Here is a 23,049-nt window from a genome sequence, read left to right as displayed (position 1 = left end):
TAGGAGGATGTAAGAATGGGCTACAAAGTAAGCTTTGAACAGGCAAACAAGATCTTCGACAAACTCTGGGATAAGTATGATATCTATGCGCCAAAGAGATTCGAAGGCAGAGGACGTTATTCCGACACGGACATCGTCCGCTACGACAAAGTCAACACGGTGGAGGAGATCGTATTTGATGAGAAATCCGATTTCCCGGCCAAGGAAATCTTGGCGCCGATCAGCCAGACACTGTTTTATTTTACCGAGGACGAATACCGGGAGAGCAAATGCAGTACCCGGCCGATCCTGATTTTTATGCGTCCCTGTGACATCAACGCCATGCATCATCAGGAGAAGATCTACCTGGGCAACGGCGGATATACCGATCTGTACTACGAGAGAATGAACGAGAGAGTGAAGATCGTCATGATGGAGTGTACCGAGGGCTGGGACACTTGTTTCTGTGTCAGCATGGGAGCGAACAAAGCGGAAGATTACGCCGTGGCCGTCCGCTGTGAAAATGGGAGCCTTCTGGCAGACATCAAGGATTCAGATCTGGATGCTTACTTTGCGGAAGCGCCGGCTGCCGACTTTAAGCCGGATTATATTGAGAAGAATGAAATCGAACTTCAGATTCCTGAGATTCCGAACAGGGAAGTTCTTGCAAAATTAAAAGCTCATCCTATGTGGGAAGAGTACAACAAGCGCTGTATTTCCTGCGGTTCCTGTACCGTGGCCTGCAGCACCTGTACCTGCTTTACCACTATGGATATCATATATCATGAGAACGGAGAGGCCGGAGAGCGTAAGAGGACGACCGCATCCTGTCAGATCAAGGGCTTTGCGGACATGGCCGGAGGCCATACCTTCCGAACCACTGCAGCTGAGAGAATGAGATACAAAGTTCTACATAAATTCCATGATTATAAGGCGCGTTTCAAAGATTATCACATGTGCGTGGGCTGCGGGCGCTGTACCACCAGATGTCCGGAATTCATTTCTATCACTGCTACCGTTAATAAGATGTCCAAGGCGATCGACGAGATCATTGCCGCGGAAAACAACTGAGTAAAGGAGTGAAGAAAAGATGAATAATCCGATTAAACCAATCCCGTGTAAAATACTGGAAATCAAAAAAGAAACCGCATTAGAATATACATTCAAAGTAGAAACCGATATCAAACCGGATCATGGACAGTTCCTGCAGTTATCCATTCCGAAGATCGGGGAAGCACCCATTTCCGTATCTGCTTTCGGAGATGGATGGCTGGACTTTACGATCCGCGCCGTAGGAAAAGTAACCGAAGAGATCTTCGCCAAGAGACCAGGTGATGTGCTGTTCCTGCGCGGGCCTTACGGAAACGGCTGGCCGATGGAACAGTTCAAAGGCAAGAACGTGATCGTGATCGTAGGCGGGACCGGACTGGCTCCGGTCAGAAGTATGCTCCGTGTATTTGCGGAAAATCCCGGCTATGTGGAGAGCGTAACGCTGATCGCTGGCTTCAAGAATGAAGAGGGAATTGTGTTCCGTGGCGAACTGGAATCCTGGAGAGATAAATTTAACACCTTCTATACCCTGGACCGTGACAAGATCGACGATTGGAACGTAGGATTTGTCACCGAATATGTATCCAAGGTTCCCTTTGGAGATTTTGGAGATAATTACGAAGTGGTAATCGTTGGACCGCCGCCAATGATGAAATTCACCGGCATGGAAGCTGCCAAATGCGGTGTGCCGGATGAGAAAATCTGGGTGTCCTTCGAGAGAAAGATGTCCTGCGCCATCGGAAAATGCGGACATTGCCGGATCGATGAGGTCTATGTCTGTCTGGACGGCCCCGTTTTCAACTACACACAGGCGAAATACTTAGTGGACTAGGGAAGGAGTGTTAAGAGAATGAATCATGATATAGATATTAAGAAGACACGGATCAACTGTTTCCGCCAATCCAAGGTACCCGGGGAGTTCATGCTGCAGATGCGTGTACCCGGCGCAGTCATCGATGCCAAGTATCTGAAAGTTGTTATGGAGATCGCGGAAAAATGGGGAAATGGCACCTTCCATCTGGGAACCCGCCAGACCCTCAACGCCCCCGGCATCAAATATGAGAACATTCCGGCGGTAAACGCTTATATTAAAGATTATATCCATGACGTTGACCAGGAGCTGTGCGGCTGCGAGATGGAGGCGGATGAGACCGGTTATCCCACCATCGGCGCCCGTAATGTCATGGCCTGTATCGGTAATTCCCACTGTATCAAGGGAAACTGCAACAGTACCGAGCTGGCCCGCAAGATCGAGAAATTGGTATTTCCGTCCCATTACCACATCAAAGTGGCTGTGGCCGGCTGCCCCAATGATTGTGTAAAAGCCAACTTCAATGATTTCGGCATCATGGGAATCTATAAGATGGATTACAATTATGACAGATGTATCGGCTGCGGCGCCTGTGTGGATGCCTGTGAGCATCACGCCACCGGCGTTCTAAGCCTGAACAAAGACAACAAAGTGGATAAGGATACCTGCTGCTGCGTGGGCTGTGCGGAATGTGTTCTGGCATGTCCGACCAGTGCCTGGACCAGAAACCCCAAGAAGCTCTACCGGGTAACCCTGGGCGGCCGTACCGGCAAACAGAATCCCCGTGCAGGGAAGCTGTTCCTGAACTGGGTGACGGAAGATGTGCTGCTGGGTATGTTCGCCAACTGGCAGAAATTCTCCGCCTGGGCCCTGGATTACAAACCGGAATATCTTCATGGCGGCCATCTGATCGACCGCGCCGGATATAAAACCTTTGTGAAGCATATCTTCGAAGGTGTGGAGTTCAATCCGGAAGCCAAGATGGCGGATGATATCTACTGGGCAGAGAATGAGCAGCGCGCCAATATTCACGTAATGCCGCTCTCCAAGCACAAGACAGCCGGACCTCAGGAGTAAGCCGGGTGGCTTCGCAACAATTGACATATCCGTTTACGTAGACTATAATATACTCAACAAGACAGCCGGATGGTGAGCAGATCTCACCCGCTCCGAGTTATTTTAAGGAATAGTCGTCCTCAACTTTTGCTGGAGCCGGGACGACTATTTTTTATGGGTAAAATTCAGAATTGCTACAATCAGAGAAGCAAATGCTAAAATGATCATAAACTCTTCATATGTACTCATAAGCGCCACCCCCTTTTGTCTTGAAGCGGGTGGGAAATACGTCCCCCGGCTGCCTGGTTGAATATATTCAGTTATTTCATTGTGTTTAAATAGGAGAAACCAATCCTACCGGCTGATATTCCTGATGATTCCTGACAGATTAATTGACATGATCTTATTTAGGGATTATAATATACTCAACAAGACAGCCGGAAGGTGAGCATATCTCACCCGCTCCGAGTTATTTTAAGGAATAGTCGTCCTCAACTTTTGCGGAGCCGGGACGACTATTTTTTATGGGTAAAATTCAGAATTGCTACAATCAAAGAAGCAAATGCTAAAATGATCATAAACTCTTCATATGTACTCATAAGCGCCACCCCCTTCTGTCTCGAAGCGGGTGGGAAATACGTCCCCCGGCTGCCTGGTTGAATATATTATTCAAAAATGTCAGTTGTCTGCCGAAATTCTATTCATACAATAGGGAAAAAAGGAAGCGATAGCTTCAAAAAATTATAGAACGAAAAGATATAATTCAATATAACATAAATACCGTTATTAGACAAGGATAATCGCCAGATTTAGCCGATAGGTAATGTCGCCTGTTGCCGATAGGTAGGCGGCTTTTTCATAATCTTGGAATAAGGAAGAAAAAGAGGGATGTGCCGGCCCTGGTCATTGATTGGAAAAAGATCAATAATCAGGGGAAGGACCTTCCTCTTATCTTTATTTTGACACATCAGGTAAAATTTGCGGGCAGATTCTAGAAATGATTTAAAAAAGAAGTCTGTCCGGGCCAATTAGTTACCTCTTTGTAACTAATAGTTTCAAAGTGCTTACTTTACCAACGCATCTATTCCGTTTACAATTCGAATTAGAAGGAATACACCAAAATTCAAAGGAGATACCATATGGAGAGCAGAAAAAACAAGATTTTAGGGGGGCTTTTAGGAGCTGCGATCGGGGATGCCATGGGAGCTGCTACGGAGATGCGCACGACAGCCCTGATCAGACAGCGGTTTGGAGGCCTGGTGACGGACTTTGTAGAGCATCCGGATGACAATCTGTCCAGAGGGACGCCTTCAGGCTTAGTAACGGATGATTTTTCCATCGCTTACTTTACCGCGCAGGAAATGCTGGAGCGAAAAAGCAGGATAACACCTGAAATCGCGGAAGCCGCTATGCTGCGCTGGTCCACACATGAGGTATACCGCAGATTTGTGGGGCCTACTACGAATGAATATCTGGCTGTGCTGAAGGGGGAGGAGAAGCCGGCCCCTCTTCTTAAGATGCCAGTGCAGGTAGATCGGTTACTCTGCAACAATACCCGCGCGACCAACGGAGCCGGGATGAAATCCGGTCTGATGGGTCTGTTTAATCCCGGCGACATGGACGGCGCGATCGAAGAGACGATCGTCCAGTGCAGCGGGACCCATAATAATGTAATATCCCTGTCGGCAGCCTGCGCGGTCGCAGCGGCCACCGCAGCCGCTTTTCAGGATAACATTTCTTATCTGGAAATATTAGAGGCGGGAATCTATGGCGCACAAGAAGGATACCGGAGAGCGGAGAAGACCGCGCAGCCCGCAGCCGGCGGCAATATCGTGAAAAAAATCCGGTTGGCCGTGCAGATTGGAATGAGGCATCAGGGAGATTTTGAGAGGGCTATGGGGGAAATCACGGACATCATCGGCGGCGGCATTTATGCCTACGAAGCGATTCCGGCTGTTTTCGGACATATAGCGGCCTGCAAAGGCCGCGCTATGGATTCTGTCATTATGGGCGTTAACGCCGGAGATGATACGGATACCGTGGCCTGTATGACCGGATATATCACTGGTGTGATGCACGGGGCGGATGTTTTTCCGGTCAAACATCTGGAACTGATCGACAGGGTGAATCATTTTGATCTTCGGCAAATGGCGGCCGATATCGGCACTTTTTTGGATTCAGATAAGGAGGGAGCAGCATGACAAACCATTATGACAAAGTATACGGATGTCTGCTGGCGGCAGCCATCGGTGACGCGATGGGCTGTCCGCTGGAGACTCGTACGGTATCCCTGATCAAAAGGGACTTCGGGAACGGGGATTTCGTCTATGATTATATGACGCCGCTTCCTGATTCGATTGCTTATGATATGCCCAGGGCTTATGTGACGGATGATTTTTCATGCGCCTATTTATCAGGTAAGTATTTTGCGGCCGACAACGGAAGGATAACCAGGCAGGCAGCGGCGGACGCTTTGCTGGAATGGAAGAATTCCGAGGATACCCGTATCTTTTATGAGCGCTATTGTGGTCCGTCCACCAGACAGGGGCTGGAACAGTTGGAAGGAAAGTTAACGGATTCGTCCAGGGATTACCTGTTATGCAATAACCGAACCGCCACCAATGGCGGGGGCATGAAAGGATGGATCGTAGGACTGTTTGACCCGGGTAATGTGGATAAAGCCATCGATGATGCGCTGGTGATGTGCCAGATCACCCATTATAATCCGATCGCGCTGTCCGGTGCGGCGGCAGTGGCGGCGGCAGTATCGCAGTCAATGGTAAAAGGCGCGCGTCTGGATGAAGTATTGGAAGCGGGCCTGTACGGCGCAGGGGAGGGATACCGGCGGGCACAGCGGTTTGCGCAGCCCTCGGCAGGAGCCAGTGTGGAGAAACGAATGGATCTGGCAATACAGATCGGACTGAAATACGCCAACGATTTCGAAAAGTGTGTTGTAGAGATGACGGATCTGATTGTCTCTGGCCTGAACGCCAATGAATCGATTCCATGCGCATTCGGGTATCTGGCAGCTGGGGGGACGGATGTTATGCGTACTATTTATATGGCGGTTAATTCCGGTAATGACTCCGATACGACCGCGATTATGGCCGGTGCCATGGCCGGTGCTTTGAACGGCGGCAGCGGGATCGACAGTTATCATGCAGAGACACTTAAAAAAGCGAACCCATTTATCGATTTTGAAGGCTTCGCGGATGAGATCTGCAGAGTAACCAACTGATACAGATGGTAAGTGCAAACGTTCGTTATAAGCATAGCCGAAAAGAGAAGGTGCAGATATGATTCAGAATAGTTATATCGTTACAATCAGCGTACTCCACATGGACGAATATTATACAGCAGCCCGCTGGCCGCAGATGGGTGACAAAGCAATGCTTACACCGGCAGGCCGCACTCCCGGAGGGAGTGTGGCCAACGCTTCGTCGGTCTGCGGTGCACTGGGAGGCCGGGTCTTTTTTTACGATGTGTTAAGCCGCAGTGAGGTGAACGAATTCCTGCTGCAGGATATGGAACAGTACGGCATTGACACAAGCTTTGTAAATTTTACAGAAGAAAAAATAGATTCCAAATGTCTGATTATCGTGACCGGAGAAGAAAAGACGATTCTTTGCGCGATGCCACGCAAGCCGGTTATGGCTCTTGGGCCTGAACAGGCGGAGTTGTTCCGGAATGCATCCGTAATATATACCATGCTGGGTGCGGAATATATCATCCCGGATACGATGGCCGCGTTTGATGATTTTAAGCGCCATGGGGCCAGGATCGCGCTGGACGTGGAGTTTATCTGCGAATCCACGGAGCAGAGGAGGTTTCTGGAAGCGGCGGATATTCTCTTTTTTAATCAGTTCGGTTTCCTGCAAAACAGAGGAGATCTGGAAGAGGAGGAGTATCTGGAATATTTGCTGAATAAGGGAGTTAAGATCATAGTTGTCACCCTGGGCGGGAACGGATGCCGGATAAAAACCAGGAATGAGGATCTGAGAATCCCTGTCTACGACATCCGGGTGAGGGACACGAACGGAGCGGGTGATACCTTTAATGCGGCATTCCTGTATGGAATGCAGAAACATTGGACGGTTAAGGAGACGGGATTGTTCGCCACAGCCGCTGCGAATTATTGTGTGACCCAGGAAGGGCCCCGGGGCGGAGCCGTATCGGAATCTATCATCCGCCAGTTTATGGGTGAGCATTGTCTGTTGGGTTAAGCGGACCTTCATATGCCAGATCGTGAAGCACTTCTGCCTCATTTTCACCGAAGGATAAAGCGTGTTCCAAGAGACGTTCGTCGGTAATCTGTGGGAATTTGGAATTGATACGGATGAGACAGGCCCGCTCATTTTTGCGTGTAAAATCCTCGAAAGGCCTGCGTATGATATTTTGCAGCCGAAAGCCGGAACCGATTTCCAAAAACACCACTCTTTTTCCAAGAGAATGGTTCAAAAAGTTCAGAAAATCCTTCCGGTGTGCCAGACGGTCGGCACTGGCCAGTGACACATTTCTGCAGCGGTAATGATTGGGGACCAGATAGTCTCCGCAGGATGGGCAGCGGGGGATACTTTCCGGGCGGATGCCGATTCCACTGTCGGTATCCGCCAATATTTTTTCAATATAGGGCTGTGCATCATAGACTTTTTCTTCACAGGGAAATGCACATTGCAGATAAGAATAACTACCCAAAGGCAGATAGATATGTTTCAGATCCAGCCCCGTCTTTTCCAACTGGCCGTCGGCATTGGAAGAAACCACGAAGTGGGACTTGTCCTTCAGAATATGAAACAGGTCCAGATGAGCCTGGGATGCCGGATGCCGGTAACGGAATTCCCAGAGGTATTCGGACCAGAAATCCCAGTAGGCCAGTTCATTTTCCGGCGATATCTGTGAAAATGCGTTTATCATATCGTCAATACAATTAAATCCCTGTTCATAGTAGGCCGGAAACAAGCGTTTTGCGGTCTTTTTGTCGAATAAATTTATATTGGATGCCACATTGATCCCGGAGCCTGTCCCCGCGATGATATAGTCCGCTTCCGCCATAAGCGCTTTGGCTGTTTGGATACGGGTCTTGTAATCCGGCAGATCCACGGTGACGGCGGCCGATGACGTCTTGTAAAAGGCGGCGGCTTCCGCTTGTCTGGGTGAGCGCTCTATGTTCTCAACGGTGGTGATATAGTTTGCGTAACAGCTGGTCATAGTCCGCAGCAGGGCGGTCATCTCATAGCCTAAGGCGGTCAGAGAGTATTCCACGTGCAATGTGACTTCCGGATAAACAACACGGTGGATCAGGCCATCTTCCTCCATGGTGCGCAGAGCATCTGTCAGGACTTTCTGGGAGATGTCACCCAGGGAACGCCTGAGGTCGCCGAAACGTCTGGGACCTGCCGTCAGTTCCCGCATAATCATCAGTTTCCAACGTCCGCCGATTAATTGAATCATACCGGTTAACGGATCTGTAGAAGTAGTCTCATGATAGCTCATAGTTATGCCTCCTTATCCTATAGCCACAGTTGCTGCTTTGACAAATATTATAGCAAAGCGTGTTCCCCTAATGAAAGAAGTTTCATAAAAGTAACTACCCACATCAAAGTGCTTAATTTACTTTGACCAGGCATTCACTTATATTTAAATTATCAGTGATGCTTTGTGAAAAAGCAATAAATTCTTCGAAGAATAAAAAAGAAAAAAGGAAATAATTACCAGTGAATTGAAGGAGAAAGGAGAAGAAGTTATGCGAAGCTTACAAAAATGGATGGCGGTTTTCGTGGTGATTGTTGTATTCACGATGCTGATGACGGGATGTGGAAAAAAGGAGGAGTCTGCTGCTGATCGCGGGGGTTCTCCGGGTGAAACCTATAAAGCGTGTTTTATCACCGATGGAAATCTGGGAAATGATTTCGTGGATTTGATCTGGAAAGGATTCCAGAATCTGGAACAGGAAGGATGGGAGATCAAGTGCATCGAGGCAACGGATAACTCGGAATTTGCAGATGACATCCGTTCCATGGCGTCGGAAGGCTATCAGGTGATCATGACCTGGGAAGACAATGTGAGTCAGGCGGCCCTTAATCTGGCAGACGAGATCTATAAGAATTATCCCAATACCCATATGTTTTTGCTGGATACCTATGTGGATCACGACAAACCAAACTGTACTTCGGTGTCGGTTGATCCGTTTGAATCCTCCTTTGTGGCCGGGTTTGTGGCGTCGAAAATGACACAGACAAAGACCATCGGATGGATCGGCCACACAGATGTCTTGAAGATCAGGCGTTTCCGGGATGGATATATCGCCGGGGCCGCTTATGGCGATCCGGAAGTGGAGGTGGTCTATTCTTTCACGGGGGATTATCTGGATCCCACCAAAGGCCAGGAAGCGGGAAGTGCGATGATCGCCAATTATCCGGTGGATATCATATACCAGTCCTGTTATCTGGCTGGCCCGGGAGTCATTAAGGCCTGTTCGGAAGGCGGTATCAAATGCATCGGTGTGGATGACTGGCAGGGCGATCTGGACCCTTGTGTGTTCTGGTCGGCGATTAAACCCATGGATGTGGCGGTAACGCAGGTGGCTCTGGATTATAAAGAGGGAAAAGAACTGCCCAAACAGATGGACTTTAATATCGCAGCCGGTGGCGCTGTCTATGACGAAAGAGATCTGCAGAATATCCCGGAAGAACTTCAAAAGGAAGTAAAACAATTGGTTGAGGATATCTCAACCGGTAAGGTGGATGTATACAAGAATTTTGAAGAGTACCGCCTGGAATATTAAGTGAAGGCTGAACAAAAAGATGTTCATCCATACCTGTATGTGCGGGAAAACGCACGTATGGAGGTGAAAAGGAAGGGATCAGATCTGTATGGCAGAAACGGATTATGTATTGGAATTAAAGAATATCAGAAAAACATTTGGCACACTTGTCGCAAATGATAATATAAACCTGCGGGTAAGGCGGGGGAGTGTACACGCTGTAATAGGGGAAAACGGAGCAGGTAAAAGCACCCTGATGAACATTATCACGGATCTTTATGAGCCGGATGGAGGAGAGATCCTGCTGAATGGGAAAAGAATCCGGTTCAAAGATCCGATGGATGCCACCAGACATGGAATCGGCATGGTGTACCAGGAATTCATGGTGTTCGGTGACCTGTCGGTCCTGGATAATATCATGATGGGATTCGAGGAGAAGAAGTGGGGAATATTTCTGAACCGCACGAAAGCACGGATGAGAATAGAAGAAATATGCCGGGACTATCACTTTAACATTCCGCTGGATGCCAGAGCGGACACCCTTCCGGTGGCGGTTCTGCAGCAGGTGGAGATCGTAAAAGTCCTGTATCGCGGCGCTGACATCCTGATCCTGGATGAACCCACTTCCGTACTTACGCCCCAGGGGATACAGGGCCTTTTTGAGGCGATCCGGTTTTTGAAAGCGATCGGCAAGACGATACTGATGATCACCCATAAGCTCAGAGAAGTATTTGAGGTTGCCGATGAGATTACAGTATTAAAGAATGGGAAGGTAACTGGGAATGTGCTTCCGGATGAGGTGACGGAAGAGCAGCTGGCGAACCTCATGGTAGGCCGGGAAGTCATCTTACAGGCCCATAAGTTAAATAGCAGGATAAAATCTCCAGTGCTGCAGCTTCAGAATGTGTCCGTAAAGGAAAATGGGGTCCAACGCCTGAAAAATCTGAACCTGGAAGTCCGAAGCGGAGAGATCGTCGGTATCGCAGGGATCGCCGGGTCCGGCCAGCAGCAGCTGGCCGGGGCGGTCGTGGGTCTTACCCGGGTGGAAAAAGAAAGCAGGATCCGCATCGCGGGAATCGAGGCACAGGAAAAAAGTGTGCGGGAACGCAAAAAGATGGGAGTGGGCTATATCCCTCAGGACCGGATGAAAGAGGGGGTAAATAAGGCGGGCAGCGTATGGGAAAGCGCTGTGATGGGGTATCAGACCGTGCGGGGATTCCCCAGGAAATATCTGCTGGACAGGAAGCTGGCGGAGGATTTTACGAATCAGATCATACGCGAATATTCGGTAAAAACGAAGGGAATCCATGAAAAGGTGATAAACCTGTCGGGTGGAAATATTCAGAAACTGGTGGTCGGCAGGGAGATTACTCTTTGTGATAAGCTGCTGGTCATAGAGGACCCTACCAGAGGGATCGATGTGGGGGCGATTGAATTTATTTGGGAAAAGATACTGCGCATTGCGGCTGCAGGTGCCGGAATCCTGCTGATCAGCCACGAATTAAATGAAGTGATGCAGCTGTCGGACAGAATTTTTGTTATGTACAATGGCACACTGGAGTACGGCGGCGTCCATGGAGAACTGAAAGAGGAAGAGATCGGGCTGTTGATGACCAGAGGAGGGGATGCGGATGAAAAAGAAATGGAAAATCAATGAGGAAGCGGAGTCCAATTTGATCCGATATGCGGCAGCCCTCCTGGCCGTATTACTCATCGGCACAGTATTAATCGCTGTTCAGGGGGAAAACCCGGGAACGGCATTTGCAGAAATCCTAAAAGGCGCTTTCGGATCGAAGATCAATATCGGAAACACACTGCGCCACACAATGCCCTGCATTTTGACCGCTATCGCGGCTGCAGTCGCGTTCAAGTCCGGTGTAAACAACCTGGGGCTGGAGGGGCAGATCTATTTTGGAGCGCTGACAGCCGCGGTGCTGGGCTATGCGTTTAAGCTTCCGCCGGGAGTGCATGTAATCGTCTGCCTGCTGGCATCCGGGGCGGCAGGAATGCTGTATGCGCTTCTGCCCGCAATGCTGAAACTGATCTTCCGGGTGGATGAATTGATCAGCACATTAATGTTTAATTTTATTGCTGTTTTGCTGACGGAATATATCACCATGTGGTGGATCATGGGCGGAAGGGGAAGCGACGGATCAAATGCGATCTCCACTCCGCCGATGGCCGCTTCCGCAAGGCTGCCTGGACTGATTCAGGGCAGTTCCGCAAGTCTTGGCATCGTGTTTGCTCTCCTGGTGGCCGTTCTGGTCTATCTGTTTTACCGCTATACCGTAAAAGGGTATGAGCTAAAACAGGTGGGGGAAAATATTCGGTTTGCCCGGGCCTATGGCATTCCGGTGGCCAGGACCTTTCTGGGGATATTCCTTATGTCGGGATTTATCTCCGGATTATGCGGCGGAATCGAGATGAGCGGTTCTTACGGCAGTTTTACGGCGAAGTTTATTACTAATATGGGATGGGACGGCATTCTGATTGCCTATATTGCCAGACAAAATCCCATCGCAATTGTCGTCGTATCCTTCTTATGGGGGGCTCTGCGGGCCGGCTCACTGCAGATGGAGAGAATGACCAGCCTGAATAAGCTGACGGTTAACATCATTCAGATGCTGTTTGTCCTGTTCGCGGCGATCGATTATAAGGCGTTGTTTGACCATATGCGGGGGAAATACATGAGAAGCAGGGAGGCGGGATAAATGCAGGAGATATTACTTGCAGTCATCAGTCCGGTAGTATTTGCGGGAGCCGTTCGGATTGCGGCGCCGTTGATCATCGGTTCTGTCGGAGGATGCTTTACGGAAAAATCGGGAACTTTCGTGCTGGCTTATGAGTGCTTTATGCTTATTGCGGCCTTTTTTGCCACATGGGGCAGTTATGTGAGCGGCAGCGCAGTAGTGGGTTCCCTGATTGCAGTGGCGGTAAGTATTCTTGTGGGAATCCTGTTCGGAATCCTGGTTTTCCGGTTCCAGGCGAACGGGATGATCGTGAGTATCGCCCTGATCTATGGGGCCTGGGCGGTTACGACCCTGCTGTTGGTTACGATCTTTCAGGTGAGGGGTTCTTTTATCAGCCCGGATATCATCAGTTACCAGACCGTATCGATACCATTTCTGAACCGGGTCCCGGTGCTGAATGAGGTGCTGAATAATAAAATTGGTCCGGTGTATCTGGCCTTTATTCTGGCAGGAGCTGCCTATGTGGTCATGTATAAAACACCTTTCGGACTGCGGCTGCGGGGCGTGGGGATGAATGCCACGGCAGCGCAGACGGCCGGAACAAATATCCGAAGGTATAAGTGGACTGCGCTGATCATCATGTGCGCATGCTGCGGGCTGGCGGGATCTGTTATTCCGCTGTCCGGGGTATCTATGTTTACAGAGAATATGACTTCCGGGCGTGGGTTTTTGTGCCTGGCTGCCGTTCTGGTGGGAGGGGGAAATCCTATAAAAACCAGTATTGTGGCATTCCTGTTTGCCTATACGGACGCGCTTTATCTGACGCTTACCTCGTTTGGGCTGCCGACTCAGCTGCTGTCGTGTATCCCTTATGGGGCAGTGATTCTGGTGCTGATTGTTTCTAAACTGCGTGGACGCCGTACGGCGGCTTTGGGGACGAGACGGTCGGGGCGGCGGAAGAAACTTACTGTTTAATTCATGGGGGAAGCGGCGGTATTGTAAAATTGGACAGATTAGTCGGAGTCATTCATTGACAATCGTACTGTGATTGCTTATAATATACTCAATAAGACAGCCGAAAGGTGAGTGCCGCTCACCTGCTTCGGTTTAAGTATTACTAAATAGCCGTTCGTACTTTACTGGAGCAGGACGGCTATTTTTTATGTGTATAATTCAGAATGGTTATTAAGGATGTAATAGATATTATGATCATATAAATTCCTCATATGTACTCATGAGAACCACCCCCCTTAGATTAATGAAGCGGGTGGAGCCCGTCCCTCGGCAGCCTGATTGAATATAGTAAAAGTAATCCCTATCCTTAATGCCAAATAGAGTGAAACTTGTGGTTTGTTGTACAGGTTGGATTTTTATTTGGGGATAATTGTAGTTAAGACAAATGACAAGATTTTAAAGATTGTATCTAATATAACATAAAATAAATCAAAAATCCAATGGTAAAATGAGAGGTGCCGGAAAAAAATGAGAGGTGCCGGATACCTCTCAAATCTAACGTGCGTTATTTCTTTAACACTTCCCAAATGGTAAAATAATTATAAGGAAGGCCATTTTTTAGCTGCCTGGATACAGCTTGACGTGATTTGCTCCTGAACATAGGGATATTCCCCGAGGCCCTTGGCTGTATAGGATACCAGAAAACCGGCGGCCTCAAGCCTGCTTTTCCAGGAGGAGGGATCGGAACCGATCATATCCCGGGCTACATGGCGCCCGGCTATCAGCAGAAAAGGCAGGAGCCGGACTTTGTGGTAACCATCCCGCTGCCATTGCTCTGCGGTTGCTTTGGCCATGCTCCAGTCACGCATCGTTCCGATGAAAATATTGGGGTGTCCGGTTAAGAGAAATTCTTCTGTTAACCTATGGTATACATGGTTATCGCCGGTCTCCGAGCCGTGTCCCATGAGCAGCACCACTTCATCTTCAGCCGGCGCAGGAAATTCCTGCCAGACGGCCTCTGCCAGTGCGGCATAATCCCAGTCATCGCACAGAATAGGCTTACCCAGAGAGATATGGGGGAAGCGGCTTTGATACATTTCCAACCCGGATCGGAGCAGATCATAACCGGTTCCAGTGGTCAGGAGCAAGGGCTGTACGATCAATTGGCTGATGCCCAGTTCCGCTAACTGGTCCAGAGCTTCGGTCAACGAGTTTTCCGAAGTGTTGGAAGCCCGGTATTTTTTCAGAATATAACTGCTGAGCAGGCAATGGCATATATAGCAGCCCGGTATGGCTGTGCAAAGCCTTTTCTCTAACGGTTCCAGCACCCGTGCCATAGCACTTTTATCTGTTGAGCCGAATAAAGGGAGCAGAATTGCTTTGTCATGAATCATATGTGAACCTCCGAAAAAAGCAAACCTGACAGGATACTTCTCATATCATAACACTTGTCTGGACATGTGGAAAGTGTTAAGATTTTATAGACGCAAAGGAGAATAGAAACGATGAACATATCGATGGTAGGGATAGATTATCGAACAGCAAGTATTGAGGTGAGGGAGCAGTTTTCGTTTACGAAAACCCAGGGGATGGAATTCTGCGAACAGGCGGCGTCCAGACATGAGATGGCTGGCTGCATCCTGATTTCTACCTGCAACCGGACAGAACTGTGGTGCAGCGATGCCTGGGAATCCCCTTTTTCTATTTTGATGCAGGAAAGAGGAGCGGATGGGGAAAAATACGCAGAACATTTTACAAGCCGGCAGGGAGATGAGGCGGTTAATTATCTGTTCGAACTGGCCTGCGGGATGCATTCCCAGATTTTTGGGGAGGATCAGATATTAACGCAGATCAGGGAAGCGCTGGGCCGCTCCCGGGAATGCGGCTGCGCAGATTCCGTGTTGGAGACACTTTTTCGCAGCGCCGTAACAGCTGCGAAGCAGGTGAAGACGGAAGTGCGGCTGACAGCCAGGGACATGTCCATTCCGGAAGGCGCGGCGGCTCTGCTGGAAGACCGGTACGGCCCCCTGGAAGGCAGACGGTGCATGGTTATTGGAAATGGAGAGATGGGGCGGCTGATGACCAGGATCCTGATTGACCGCGGTTGTCAGGTGGCCATGACACTCAGGCAATATAAAAAGCATGACGTTGTCATTCCCAAAGAGTGCGAAGTCATCTTATATGAGGAAAGATATCAGCATCTGAGGGACAAGAATCTGATTTTCAGTGCTACGGTAAGCCCGCACTATACGATAGAGGCTGAAAAAGTATGCCGTGCCATGGATCCGGACAGAAGCTACCTGTTCGTGGATCTGGCTGTTCCAAGGGACATCGAGCCGGCTGTGGGCCGGCTGTCCGGTGCGGTTCTCTATGATACGGATATGCTGGGGATGGTCAATGGCCATGATGAACGGCTGGTGGCACGGGCGAGAGTGATACTGAAGGAACATATGGATGAGTTCAGAACCTGGTATTATTTCAGAGAATGGATACCAGCGGTACAAAGGATCGGAAAGACGGCCGGCAGAATCACCAACGCCAAGCTTACGAAGGTTTACCGGGAGATAGATCAGGCCCTGGAGGAACCTGAGGAGTTGAAAAGAAATGTGAGAAAAGCGGCGGAGAAATCCGTTACAAAAATTCTCTATGGTTTGAAAAATCATTTATCCCCGGAACAATGGAAAGACTGTATCACCGCATTGGAGGAAGCCGCGGGGGACTGTGAAGATTCCTGAGAATCCCGGTTCGCTATGGCAATAGGGAATTATCCGGGAAGATAAGATCTGTGATATCGAAAGTGGATATGGGGAAGGGGCAGCTACCTGTCCTGTGTCCGGAAGGGAGGGGAGAATGCGATTTCCTGTATATATAGAAATGGAAGAGAAAAAAGTCCTGGTGTTTGGCGGCGGAACCATTGCCACCAGGCGGATACATACTCTGCTGCCTTTTGGATGCCGGATCACCGTGATTGCACCGGAGATATCTGACGAATTGAGGAAGGAAACTGTGGCCGGCCGCCTGATTTGGCATGAACGCCGCTATCAGGAGGGAGACTGCGGGGATGCGGATCTGGTACTGGCAGCTACCGATTTAAGGCAGGTGAATCAGTCCATTTACAGAGAGGCGAAGAGCAGGCAGATTCCGGTGAATGTCTGTGACTGTAAAGAAGAGTGTGATTTTTATTTTCCCGGAATCGTTACAGAGGGCGGGCTGGTCATCGGCGTGACAGCCAACGGGTCCGACCACCGGTTGGCCAGGGAGGCTGCTGAAAAAATAAGAAGCTTATTTGTGCCGAAGGAATCACCGGGAAAGTAAAATCTGGGAAACAGAACCGGCAATATATAGGATATGAACGAATAAAACTGGCAGATGCCGCGCGATGCCGGCAGGAATGGAGTTGTAGATGAGACGTAAAATCATTGTGGGAAGCAGGGACAGCAAACTGGCCGTGATGCAGACAGAGCTGGTGATGGAGGCTATCCGCAGAGCCAATCCGCAGATAGACCTGGAACTGATTACGCTGAAAACGACTGGGGATATGATCCTGGATAAGACTCTGGATAAGATCGGCGGCAAAGGTTTGTTTGTCAAAGAACTGGATCAGGCATTGGCAGACGGCCGTATCGATCTCGCGGTACACAGTCTGAAAGATATGCCGATGGAGACCAATGAGGAACTTCCGATCGTTGCCTGCGCCAGGCGCGGAGATCCCCGGGATGTGCTGGTGCTGCCAAAGGGAGCGAAACCGGGTTCCTATTATCTGGCGAAGGTCGGCTCCTCCAGCCCGAGACGGCAGCTGCAGCTGCAGATCTTATATCCGATCATCCACCTGGAAAGTGTGCGGGGAAATATTATGACCAGGCTGAAAAAACTGGACGACGGGGAGTATTCGGCGCTGGTGCTGGCGGCCGCGGGGCTGCAGCGGGCCGGTCTTCAGGAACGGATCTATAAGTACTTTTCCACCGATGAGATGATCCCCGCCGCCGGGCAGGGGATTCTGGCGGTACAGGCCAGAAAAGATCTGGATGTTGCTTTTTTAGCCGAGGTCAATGATCCGTTAACGGCCCTTGCAGCAACAGCGGAACGAAGCTTCGTAAGAACCCTGGACGGCGGCTGTTCTTCCCCCATCGCGGCTCATGCGGTGATTCGGGACGGTGAGATGAAGCTCAAAGGACTTTATTATAGAGAAGAAACGCAGGACTATAGAACCGGCGGGATCAGCGGTCCGGCGGAACGGGCGGAGAAGCTGGGAGAAGAACTGGCGCTGCGGCTTAAGGAGGAATTAGGAGGATGAGTACTGGAAAAGTATGGCTGGTAGGGGCGGGCCCTTCCGATCCGGGATTATTTACCCTGAAGGGAAAGGCCGTGCTGGAACAGGCGGACGTAGTGGTTCACGACCGGCTGATCGGACCTGGGGTTTTGCAGATGATACCGCCGGCAGCCAGAAGGATCGATGTGGGGAAGCAGGCTGGCAATCACAAGGTGGTACAGGACAGGATCAATCAGATCCTGCTTGACGAGGCGCTGGCCGGAAATAAGGTAGTGCGTTTAAAAGGAGGGGATCCGTTCCTGTTCGGCAGAGGGGGCGAAGAACTGGAGCTTTTAAAGGAGCATGGAGTTCCCTTTGAGATCGTACCGGGGATCACTTCCGCTGTCTCGGTTCCGGCCTACGCCGGAATTCCGGTGACGCATCGGGATTATACACCATCTGTGCATATTATTACCGGACATCGCCGGCAGGACAGCCGGAATAGCAGGAATGAGGCGGACAGCCAGGACAGCCGGGCGGGTATCGACTACGCAGCTCTGGCCGGGCTGGGGGACGTGACGTTAATATTTCTGATGGGAGTCAGCGCATTGCCAGAGATATCAGCAGGGTTAATCCGGGAAGGAAAAGATCCGGATACACCCGCGGCCGTATTAGAGCGGGGCACCACCGCCAGCCAGCGCAGGGTAGTCTCCACCCTCCAGAAACTGCCGTCTGACGCTGTGGAAGCGATGATCGGCACGCCCGGGATTATCGTGGTTGGAAAAGTGTGCGCGCTGGAGGAAGAATTCCACTGGGCGGAGGACAGAGTGCTGGGCACAGCCCGGGTGATTATTACCAGGCCCAGGGAGAAGCAGTCGGGGCTTTCGCAACAACTGGCTATGCTGGGCGCTGAGGTGATTGAGCTGCCGTCCATTGAAACGGTCCCGCTCAGTGACAAAGGGCACTTGGATGAATTGAACTTTAAAGATTATCAGTGGATGGTGTTTACCAGTGAGGCTGGCGTCCGTTATTTCTGGGAATATTTAAGAGAGAGACGGATTGATGTGAGAAGTCTGGTTCATGTCCGGTTCGCTGTGGTAGGATCGGCGACACGAAAGGCGTTGGAAGAACGGGGAGTCCGGGCGGATTATATGCCGGCTGTATTTAACGGGAATGCCCTTGGAGAAGGATTGGCCGGGCGATTACGGGAAAATGAGCGGGTTCTGGTACTTACGCCGGCCGATACTCCCAGTGATTGTGCCGAAGTCTTGAGGAAACAAGGATTTTTTGTGGCTTCGGCTCCCATTTACCGTACCCGGTATCTGCCGCAGGAGGCGGTCGAACTTCGGCCTGAGGATTATGTGGTATTTACCAGCGCTTCCACGGTAAAAGGGTTTGTGCAATCCATGGATCTGGATGATTTCCATGAGGTTACGGCTGTATGCATCGGTGAAAAAACTGCGGCGGAGGCAAGGGGATATCAGATGCGAACAGTAGTGTCTGACGAAGCGACTATCGCCAGCCTGATAGATAAAGTAATTCAGCTGCATAAAGAAAATTCAAAGCAGATATAGGAATATCTGGTCGAAGAAGAATGACGGATGATCTCCAAACGGCAAAGTTAAAGTAGAAAGAAGAAAGAGGGAAATAGAAATGGAACTGACAGAAAGACCCAGAAGGCTCAGAAGCACTCCTGCTTTGCGCAAAATGGTCCGGGAAACCAGAATCGATAAATCGTCCCTGATCTATCCGATGTTTGTAAAAGAAGGGAAAGGTCTAAAGGAGGAAATACCTACGATGCCCGGACAGTTCCGCTACAGTGTGGACATGCTGCCGGCAGCGCTTGACGAGGTATCGGCCGGTGGGGTTTTGTCCGTTATGCTGTTCGGCATTCCGGATAAAAAGGATGAATGCGGTACAGGGGCCTGGATGGAAGACGGTATTATCCAGAAGGCTTTAAAAGAGGCGAAGCGGACCCATCCGGAGATATATTTTATTTCTGATGTCTGTATGTGCGAATATACTTCTCACGGGCATTGCGGCATACTGAACGGGCAGCAGGTGGACAACGACCGGACACTGCCTTATCTGGCGAAGATCGCGCTGTCTCATGTACAGGCAGGCGCGGATATGGTGGCTCCCTCCGATATGATGGACGGCCGGGTAGCGGCTATACGGGCGGTCCTGGACCAGAACCAGTATGAGAATATCCCGATCATGTCTTACGCGGCAAAATATGCCTCCTCTTTTTACGGCCCGTTCCGGGATGCCGCAGGATCGGCTCCGGCGTTTGGTGACCGTAAAGCTTATCAGATGGATTATCATAACAGGAGAGAAGCGCTCAAAGAGATCCTGACAGACTGTGAGGAAGGCGCTGATATCATCATGGTAAAACCGGCTTTGTCGTATCTGGATGTGATCCGGGAGGCGGCGGATCAGATCCTGCTGCCGGTGGCGGCATACAGCGTAAGCGGCGAGTATGCCATGATCAAGGCGGCCGCGCAGGCGGGATATGTCGATGAGGCGGCAATGATCTGTGAGACGGCAGTGAGTATCTACCGTGCCGGCTGTGGTATTCTGCTCAGCTATTTTGCAAAAGAGATCGCAGGATTTATAGAGGAAGGGAGGATCGGCTGATGTTCCGGTCAGAACAGCTTTTTGAGAGGGCGGTAAAGGTAATGCCCGGCGGTGTGAACAGCCCGGTCCGCGCCTATCAGTCCGTAGGCAGCACTCCGAGGTTTATCCGGAAAGCGGAGGGCGCTTACGTATATGATGTGGATGATAACCGTTATATTGACTATATCTGTTCCTGGGGGCCTATGATCCTGGGACATAACAACATGAAAATCAGGGAAGCGGTGATCCAGGCGTCCTATGAGGGCCTGAGCTTTGGCGCTGCTACTGAAATGGAAGTGGAGATGGCGGAACTGATCTGCCGTCTGGTTCCATCCATGGAAATGGTCCGTATGGTGAATTCCGGGACTGAGGCGGTGATGAGTGCGATCCGTGCGGCCAGAGGTTATACCGGACGCAATAAAATTATAAAATTTGAGGGATGTTATCACGGACATTCAGATTCCCTGTTGGTGAAGGCCGGATCAGGTGTGATGACGGCAGGTATTCCTGACAGCTCCGGCGTACCAAAAGGCTGCGCCCGGGATACGCTGACGGCTGTCTATAATGACTGTGACAGTGTGGCCCGGCTGTTTGAGGAAAATAAAGGGGAGGTCGCCGCGCTGATCGTGGAGCCGGTGGCTGGGAATATGGGCGTGGTGGAACCATGCCCGGGATTCCTCCAGGGTCTTAGGAATCTGTGTACGGAGCATGGCGCGGTGCTGATCTTTGACGAAGTGATCACCGGATTCCGCTTAAGCCTCCAGGGGGCCCAGGGATTCTATGGGATTACACCGGATCTGACCACGTTCGGAAAGATTATAGGCGGCGGGATGCCCGTGGGCTGCTACGGCGGCCGCAGGGAAATTATGCAGACCATCTCTCCCTGCGGAAGCGTCTATCAGGCCGGTACCTTAAGCGGCAATCCCATCGCCATGGCCGCTGGGCTTGCGGGACTGACCCAGCTGGAAGAAAACCCGGATGTCTATGTGCGCCTGGAGGAGTTGGGGAACTATTTCCGGGAGCGCTTAAGAGATATTCTGAAAGCGGCAGGTAAATCTTATCAGGTGACCGGCGTCGGGTCTTTGAGCTGCCTGTTCTTTACGGAGCAGCCTGTTAGAAACTACCAGACGGCTAAGAAGTCTGATACGGCAGAATTTGCCCGTTATTTTAACTGGATGCTGGAACATCACATCCACCTGGCGCCTTCCCAGTTTGAAGCGATCTTTTTGTCGGCAGCCCACACGAAGAAGGATGTGGATGAGACTTTGGCGGCTGTTGAGGAGTTTTGGATGAGATAAGGGAGGGCTTCCCAGCTTTGGTGAACGTTTCGTCTGACTTTAGGGTACTGATGATGTTAATAGATGTCAATAAAAGTTTCCATTGAGCCAAGCTATCTGAAATACGAGTTTTCAGATGGCTTGTTTTCTTTATTCTTTTTAGAACAGTTTTTTATAGCTATGAGCTATGGGCACGTAAGCGGCTGTTTTCCAGCCGCTTACGTGAGGTGCATGCAAAATAGTCAGCGGGGATTTTTCAAGCGCTGCTATTTTTTATATTCTTAAAAATAGTACACTTATAACCAAAGATCATCGGTTTCGATCTGGATGGGGGAAATGCTAAAATAAGAATGCAGGAAAAAATCAGCTGCGATACACAGTTAAAGAAAACAGGATGGAATTGAAAAATTGAACAAATTGGGGAGGTTATGTAATGGCAATTAAAGATTCTTATCAGATCTCTACTGAGCCGGTTCGAACGAAACGGATCGACAGACTGCATCGCTATATCACGTCGTCGCAATACGGTATATGCGTGGAACGAGGCAGGTTGTTGACGGAATATTACAGGACACACATGGATCAGGTGCCGATTAAGCGCAGGGCAAACGCGATGGACCACGTGCTGCAAAATATGAGCATATACATTCTACCGGGAAGCTTGTTCGCGGGCAATCAGGCGTCCCATCCGCGTTGGGCGCCGCTGTTTCCGGAATTTGACATGGAGTGGATGGAAAGCGAGATGCTGAACGGCGATCCGTATTTTCCGGACAAGCGTCCGGAGGACCGGTACATAATCCGGGAAGAGGACAAGCCGGTCATTCAGGAAATATGCGATTTCTGGCGAGGGCAGACCGTGACTGATATGCTGCGAACAAGGCTGCCGAAAGAGGCGCTTGCCACCCATTTTCAGATTAAGGCGGCTGATATTGGCGCTTATTTCCAGGGGGGTGACGGACATTTTGCGCCGGATCATCCATGGCTGATTCAGAACGGTCTGCAGACAATCATTGACCAGTGCCAGGAGGGGCTGTCTGAGATAGATTATAAGAACGACCCCGAATGTGTAAAGAAAAAAGACTTCTATGAAGCGGCGGTCATCAGCGCCAACGCAGTCATTCAATTTGCCGCGCGCTACGCGGACCTTGCCGAAAAGATGGCGGCAGAGGAAACTGATGAGGGAAGAAAACAGGAGCTTCTGGAGATGGCCCAAATATGCTGTCATGTGCCGAAGCATCCCGCGCGCAATTTCCGGGAGGCATTACAATTCCTTATATTCATCCATATTTGCATTCAGATTGAGGATAATGGAGCCGGTATTTCCTTTGGCCGTTACGACCAGTTTATGCAGCCGTATTATGCAGCCGGATTAGAGGACGGGTCTTTGACAAGGGAGCTTGCGGTTGAGTTGACGGAGAATTTCTTTTTACAGATTTATACATGCAATAAAGTCCGCAGCTGGGTTGACACCGACTTTTTTCGGGGCGTGCCTATGTTCCAGAACCTGACGATCGGCGGCGTGGACCATGAGACCATGGCAGACGCCACCAACGATATGAGTTATATCGCGCTGGACGCTACTTATCATACGAGAGTACCGCAGC

21 protein-coding genes are annotated in these 23,049 nt (G+C 50.2%); 17 read left to right on the top strand and 4 right to left on the bottom strand.

Annotated elements, in window-relative coordinates:
- Positions 1-15: 15 nt before the first annotated feature.
- Genes asrA through asrC form a run of 3 tightly spaced genes read left to right on the top strand, consistent with a single transcriptional unit; the run spans position 16 to position 2,917 of the window.
- Entirely contained in the window at positions 16-1,050 is a 1,035-nt protein-coding gene (gene asrA / locus KTH90_RS17600) for an anaerobic sulfite reductase subunit AsrA (protein WP_238727150.1), read from the top strand.
- 19 nt (positions 1,051-1,069) lie between these two features.
- Positions 1,070-1,861, top strand: a complete 792-nt coding sequence (gene asrB / locus KTH90_RS17595; protein WP_238727149.1) for an anaerobic sulfite reductase subunit AsrB — start codon at positions 1,070-1,072, stop codon at positions 1,859-1,861.
- Positions 1,862-1,879: 18 nt separating this feature from the next.
- Positions 1,880-2,917: a sulfite reductase subunit C gene (gene asrC / locus KTH90_RS17590; protein ID WP_158353372.1), complete on the top strand. Its 1,038-nt coding sequence runs from the start codon at positions 1,880-1,882 to the stop codon at positions 2,915-2,917.
- Positions 2,918-3,061: 144 nt separating this feature from the next.
- Here the strand turns inward: asrC and KTH90_RS25510 are convergent, their stop codons facing one another.
- Both KTH90_RS25510 and KTH90_RS25505 read right to left on the bottom strand, forming a co-directional pair.
- Positions 3,062-3,145 (bottom strand): putative holin-like toxin, encoded by an 84-nt coding sequence (locus KTH90_RS25510; protein WP_408626298.1) that lies wholly within the window; start codon positions 3,143-3,145, stop codon positions 3,062-3,064.
- A 266-nt stretch (positions 3,146-3,411) separates the two neighbouring features.
- The gene (locus KTH90_RS25505) at positions 3,412-3,495 is read right to left on the bottom strand and encodes a putative holin-like toxin (RefSeq protein ID WP_408626298.1); all 84 of its coding nucleotides are present in this window, start codon (positions 3,493-3,495) and stop codon (positions 3,412-3,414) included.
- A gap of 540 nt (positions 3,496-4,035) precedes the next feature.
- On the opposite strand from KTH90_RS25505, the gene KTH90_RS17585 reads away from it, so the two are divergent.
- Genes KTH90_RS17585 through KTH90_RS17575 form a run of 3 tightly spaced genes read left to right on the top strand, consistent with a single transcriptional unit; the run spans position 4,036 to position 7,119 of the window.
- A complete protein-coding gene (locus KTH90_RS17585) occupies positions 4,036-5,097 on the top strand; it encodes an ADP-ribosylglycohydrolase family protein (RefSeq protein WP_158353370.1) in 1,062 nt (353 codons plus the stop codon).
- Positions 5,094-6,134, top strand: coding sequence for an ADP-ribosylglycohydrolase family protein (locus KTH90_RS17580; protein WP_238727148.1), 1,041 nt, complete (start codon positions 5,094-5,096; stop codon positions 6,132-6,134). The genes KTH90_RS17585 and KTH90_RS17580 overlap by 4 nt, the downstream gene beginning before the upstream one ends.
- Before the next feature lie 58 nt (positions 6,135-6,192).
- Complete coding sequence (locus KTH90_RS17575; RefSeq protein WP_238727147.1) at positions 6,193-7,119, top strand: carbohydrate kinase family protein; 927 nt, start codon at positions 6,193-6,195, stop codon at positions 7,117-7,119.
- On the opposite strand, the gene KTH90_RS25145 is transcribed toward KTH90_RS17575, so the two are convergent.
- Complete coding sequence (locus KTH90_RS25145) at positions 7,091-8,389, bottom strand: winged helix-turn-helix transcriptional regulator (protein WP_330656076.1); 1,299 nt, start codon at positions 8,387-8,389, stop codon at positions 7,091-7,093. The genes KTH90_RS17575 and KTH90_RS25145 overlap by 29 nt on opposite strands.
- 250 nt (positions 8,390-8,639) lie before the next feature.
- Here KTH90_RS25145 and KTH90_RS17565 point away from each other — a divergent pair, with 250 nt between their 5' ends.
- The 4 genes from KTH90_RS17565 (at position 8,640) to KTH90_RS17550 (ending at position 13,324) form a co-directional block, all read left to right on the top strand.
- Complete coding sequence (locus KTH90_RS17565; protein ID WP_238727146.1) at positions 8,640-9,680, top strand: BMP family ABC transporter substrate-binding protein; 1,041 nt, start codon at positions 8,640-8,642, stop codon at positions 9,678-9,680.
- An 88-nt stretch (positions 9,681-9,768) separates the two neighbouring features.
- Entirely contained in the window at positions 9,769-11,316 is a 1,548-nt protein-coding gene (locus KTH90_RS17560) for an ABC transporter ATP-binding protein (RefSeq protein WP_238727145.1), read from the top strand.
- Positions 11,291-12,370 carry an ABC transporter permease gene (locus KTH90_RS17555; RefSeq protein WP_158353359.1) on the top strand — a complete coding sequence of 360 codons (1,080 nt, stop codon included), beginning with the start codon at positions 11,291-11,293 and terminating at the stop codon, positions 12,368-12,370. The genes KTH90_RS17560 and KTH90_RS17555 overlap by 26 nt, the downstream gene beginning before the upstream one ends.
- Positions 12,371-13,324: an ABC transporter permease gene (locus tag KTH90_RS17550; protein ID WP_158353357.1), complete on the top strand. Its 954-nt coding sequence runs from the start codon at positions 12,371-12,373 to the stop codon at positions 13,322-13,324. It begins immediately after the preceding gene.
- Between the two features lie 578 nt (positions 13,325-13,902).
- Here the strand turns inward: KTH90_RS17550 and KTH90_RS17545 are convergent.
- Positions 13,903-14,697 carry a sirohydrochlorin cobaltochelatase gene (locus tag KTH90_RS17545; RefSeq protein ID WP_158353355.1) on the bottom strand — a complete coding sequence of 265 codons (795 nt, stop codon included), beginning with the start codon at positions 14,695-14,697 and terminating at the stop codon, positions 13,903-13,905.
- A gap of 111 nt (positions 14,698-14,808) precedes the next feature.
- Here KTH90_RS17545 and hemA point away from each other — a divergent pair, with 111 nt between their 5' ends.
- The 7 genes from hemA to KTH90_RS17510 all read left to right on the top strand — a co-directional run.
- Positions 14,809-16,038 (top strand): glutamyl-tRNA reductase, encoded by a 1,230-nt coding sequence (gene hemA, locus KTH90_RS17540; protein ID WP_238727144.1) that lies wholly within the window; start codon positions 14,809-14,811, stop codon positions 16,036-16,038.
- A 115-nt stretch (positions 16,039-16,153) separates the two neighbouring features.
- Positions 16,154-16,618 (top strand): precorrin-2 dehydrogenase/sirohydrochlorin ferrochelatase family protein, encoded by a 465-nt coding sequence (locus KTH90_RS17535; protein WP_158353351.1) that lies wholly within the window; start codon positions 16,154-16,156, stop codon positions 16,616-16,618.
- A gap of 88 nt (positions 16,619-16,706) precedes the next feature.
- Positions 16,707-17,597, top strand: coding sequence for a hydroxymethylbilane synthase (gene hemC / locus KTH90_RS17530; protein WP_158353349.1), 891 nt, complete (start codon positions 16,707-16,709; stop codon positions 17,595-17,597).
- Complete coding sequence (gene cobA / locus KTH90_RS17525; protein ID WP_238727143.1) at positions 17,594-19,126, top strand: uroporphyrinogen-III C-methyltransferase; 1,533 nt, start codon at positions 17,594-17,596, stop codon at positions 19,124-19,126. The genes hemC and cobA overlap by 4 nt, the downstream gene beginning before the upstream one ends.
- 79 nt (positions 19,127-19,205) lie before the next feature.
- On the top strand, positions 19,206-20,189 hold the full coding sequence (hemB, locus tag KTH90_RS17520) for a porphobilinogen synthase (RefSeq protein WP_158353345.1): 984 nt from the start codon (positions 19,206-19,208) through the stop codon (positions 20,187-20,189).
- Positions 20,189-21,466 (top strand): glutamate-1-semialdehyde 2,1-aminomutase, encoded by a 1,278-nt coding sequence (gene hemL, locus KTH90_RS17515; RefSeq protein WP_158353343.1) that lies wholly within the window; start codon positions 20,189-20,191, stop codon positions 21,464-21,466. The genes hemB and hemL overlap by 1 nt, the downstream gene beginning before the upstream one ends.
- Before the next feature lie 412 nt (positions 21,467-21,878).
- On the top strand, positions 21,879-23,049 hold a 1,171-nt coding region (locus tag KTH90_RS17510; protein ID WP_275061431.1), incomplete at its 3' end, for a pyruvate formate lyase family protein.

Source organism: Diplocloster modestus (genome assembly GCF_019042245.1).
Lineage (GTDB): Bacteria > Bacillota > Clostridia > Lachnospirales > Lachnospiraceae > Diplocloster > Diplocloster modestus.
This window is presented reverse-complemented; position numbering and strand designations above follow the sequence as displayed.